This window comes from Streptococcus sp. 2741 (assembly GCF_013276315.1).
Classification (GTDB): Bacteria; Bacillota; Bacilli; order Lactobacillales; family Streptococcaceae; genus Streptococcus; species Streptococcus pseudopneumoniae.
Window position 1 is genome coordinate 1 of record NZ_VMKU01000021.1, and the last position, 3303, is coordinate 3303.

The following is a 3303-nucleotide window of genomic DNA, read 5'->3' on the forward strand; positions in this document are numbered from 1 at the left end:
AACCTCAAAACAGTGTTTTAAGCTGACTTCGTCAGTTCTATCTACAACCTCAAAACAGTGTTTTGAGCTGACTTCGTCAATTTTATCCACAACTTCAAAACAGTGTTTTGAGCAACCTGCGGCTAGTTTTCTAGTTTGCCCTTTGATTTTCATTGAGTATCAAAAAGCAAGCCATTTTCGGCTTGCTTTTTTCATCTTTAAAAGTGATTGGTCTGATTAACGAGGTGGTAGTCCAAGGGCAATACGGCCATAGCGACTGATTCGTGTGATTTTCCAAGCAGGCGACCAGGTAACTTCAACCTTGACATCTTCGATTCCCTCGATTTGTTTCAGACCTGCAACGATTTCAATAGGCAGGCTTTCGGCACAATCACAGGCGGTGTCAGTGAAGGTCATGACAATCTTGCAGAGACCTGTTTCGTCCAGATTGATTTCATAGATCAGCCCTAGATTGTAAACATCCAATTCCACATCTGTATCAAAAACCTTCTCTAGTTTTTCGATAATTTGATCTTGCAAGGCCAAAGCACGGTCATTGATTTTGATATCCTCTCTCATTACAGTCCCTCCACATGATAAATATCCCCTATTTTCTCATAACTCTGACAATTTGGCAAGCTTTTGATGAATTTTCTGAAAAATATGATAAAATGAAGAAAATACGGAATCAAGGGGAAGTCTATGGAGCAGATTGGAAAAGTCTTTAGACAATTACGAGAGTCAAGAAATATCTCACTGAGACAAGCAACCGGGGGACAATTTTCGCCGTCTATGTTGTCCCGCTTTGAAACAGGTCAGAGTGAGCTTTCGGTGGAAAAGTTTCTATTTGCCTTGGGAAATATATCTGCCAGTGTAGAGGAAATTCTCTTTCTGGCGAGAGGTTTTCAGTATGATACAGATTCTGAGTTGAGAAAAGAAATCATAGATGTCTTGGATCCAAAGAATATAGCTCCTCTTGAGGACTTGTATCGCAAGGAGTATCAAAAGCATGTCCATTCTCAAAACAAACAGAAACATATTTTAAATGCCATTATGATTAAGTCTTATATGAAGAGCATGGATGATACGGTAGAGTTAACGGCAGAGGAAGGGAAAGTCCTTCATGATTATTTGTTTTCTACCGAGATTTGGGGAATCTATGAACTCAATTTATTTTCAGTCAGTTCACAATTTCTATCTGCTTCTCTTTTCACTAGGTATGTTAGAGAGATGGTACGTAATACTTAATGAAAATCAAAAAGCAAACAAGGAAGATAGCCGAAGGCAGTACTGGCGTACGGCAAGGCGACGCTGACAAAGTTTAAAGAGATTTTCGAAGAGTATTAGCCCCAAACTTCATCCGCAATTTCCTGGATGAGGGCAATGGCTGATATCAATGTTAAGGAGCTTAGTTATCATGTTACTGAAAATGATGTAGCGATAACTTTTTAAACAATCGTGTATAAAAAGATTTCAATTTTTAAAACCTTAACTATTAAGCTATTCAAATCTATAATTGAATAAAAAAGCGAACAAAACAAAATTCTGATTACCAGAAAAATAGTTTTGTTCGTTTTTTTATATTTGGGGTCGGAATTTTGTTCCAGCCTCTTTTTATTATTGTTGAAAATAGCCTTGTCCTTTCAAACTTCTAAAAATAGGTTGGCTAAGTAGGGTGATGGTTACTAGTTTTCCAAGGTCAGGGAGTATAAATGGTAGGACACCGACTGTAGTAGCTTGTGCTAGAGGCATACCCGATAAGAGATGTAGTCCCAGGATGCCACCGACAAAAACAAGACTATCTCCTAGTAGATTGGCCAGAAAAATTTTAGGGGGACTGGTTTTGGGATGGGTCAGATAGGCGGTCACTCCGGCATAAAGCAAATCAAACCAGAGGTAGCCTGCACTTGGTCCGACCAGGACATGAAAACCAGCACTTCCCCCAGCAAAGACAGGAAGACCGATTCCACCCAAAAGGAGGTAGAGGCCTACAGATAGAAGAGCTTCACGAGGACGAAAGATAGTAGCAATTAGCCCAATCGCTAAATTTTGCAATGTGAAGGGAACAGGACCAAGGGGAAGGGTAATCTGAGCCAGCACAGCAATCAAGGCAGCCCCGATAGCTGGAAGAACTAAGGTGTATGATTTTTTCAAGATTGTCAACCTCTTTTTGTTTTTATGGTAATTATTATAATGGATTTTGACAGATTGTCAACTTTATTTTTAAACATAGGTAACAAATAGTGTGGCAGTTGAAATGTATAGTTTAAAACTATATATACCTCAAGAAAAGAGTAATGCGATATAATCGATAAATGCTTGTTTAGGGAATCCTTTGCTGGTATAATAGAAGCATCTATTACAACTGATATAGTTTGAAACTATGTTTCTATCAAGGGGGTTCTGTCATGTCTGATTTATTATCGCTTTATGAAACGTTAAAATCAAAGAAATGGGTCAATCTAAGCCATCGTATTGATGAAAATAGCCCGCATTTCCCAGCTCTTCCAGCCTTGGAAAAGAAGGATTTGTTCACTTTGAAGGATGGATTCCATGTGCAACAGTTTTCTGTGGTTGGTCAGTACGGTACCCACATTGATGCTCCGATTCACTTTGTTGAAGGTGGTCGTTGGTTGGAGGAGATTGACCTCAAGGACTTGCTTTTGCCTCTTTTTGTTATCGATAAGTCGGCAGCAGTAGCTGAAAATCCAAACTATATTTTGACGAAGCAAGATATCTTGGACTTTGAAGCGGAACATGGACAAATCCTGCCAGAGTCTTTTGTAGCTTTTCGGACAGACTGGTCCAAACGTTGGCCTGATCAAGATGCTATGCGTAATCTTGATGAAAATGGGGTGCAACAGAGTCCTGGATGGAGCCGAGAAGCCTTAGAATTTTTGATTCATGAACGTCAGGTCAAGGCCGTCGGTCATGAGACTTTTGACACTGATGCAGGCATTCCTGCTGCTGAGCATGGGCTTCTCAATGAATACTATCTCTTGGAGCAGGATATTTATCAGGTAGAAGTATTAGCCAACCTAAATCAAGTGCCTGCTACAAGTGCCCTGATTAGTATCAGTTTCCCTAACTGGAATCAAGCGACTGGTTCGCCTGTTCGTGCTTTAGCAATTTTACCTTAGAAATAGAATTGGAGAAAAAGATGACACATACACACGCACCTTTCCGAGTAGATCATGTTGGTTCCTTCCTTCGTCCAAAAGCGCTTGTTCAAGCGCGTGAAGCCTTCGCAGCTGGTGATATCAGCCAAATTGAGTATGAATATGATTTGAGTGAATAGTAAGTTAAACCCCAATTATTCACCCC

General features: G+C 40.0%; 4 protein-coding genes and 1 pseudogene. 3 read left to right on the forward strand and 2 right to left on the reverse strand.

The annotated features are described in order from the left end of the window. Positions 1-216 precede the first annotated feature (216 nt). Complete coding sequence (locus HT671_RS03235) at positions 217-558, reverse strand: metal-sulfur cluster assembly factor (protein WP_001206380.1); 342 nt, start codon at positions 556-558, stop codon at positions 217-219. 123 nt (positions 559-681) lie between these two features. Here HT671_RS03235 and HT671_RS03240 point away from each other — a divergent pair. Continuing rightward, positions 682-1218 (forward strand): annotated as a pseudogene (locus HT671_RS03240) (Rgg/GadR/MutR family transcriptional regulator); the annotation flags it as partial. 378 nt (positions 1219-1596) lie between these two features. Here HT671_RS03240 and HT671_RS03245 read toward each other — a convergent pair. Next, on the reverse strand, positions 1597-2133 hold the full coding sequence (locus HT671_RS03245) for a BioY family transporter (RefSeq protein WP_023933417.1): 537 nt from the start codon (positions 2131-2133) through the stop codon (positions 1597-1599). 254 nt (positions 2134-2387) lie between these two features. Here HT671_RS03245 and HT671_RS03250 point away from each other — a divergent pair, with 254 nt between their 5' ends. Together HT671_RS03250 and HT671_RS03255 are read left to right on the forward strand one after the other, a co-directional pair. Next, on the forward strand, positions 2388-3119 hold the full coding sequence (locus tag HT671_RS03250) for a cyclase family protein (protein WP_001281647.1): 732 nt from the start codon (positions 2388-2390) through the stop codon (positions 3117-3119). Between the two features lie 20 nt (positions 3120-3139). After that, complete coding sequence (locus HT671_RS03255) at positions 3140-3277, forward strand: hypothetical protein (protein WP_023933419.1); 138 nt, start codon at positions 3140-3142, stop codon at positions 3275-3277. Positions 3278-3303: the final 26 nt, after the last annotated feature.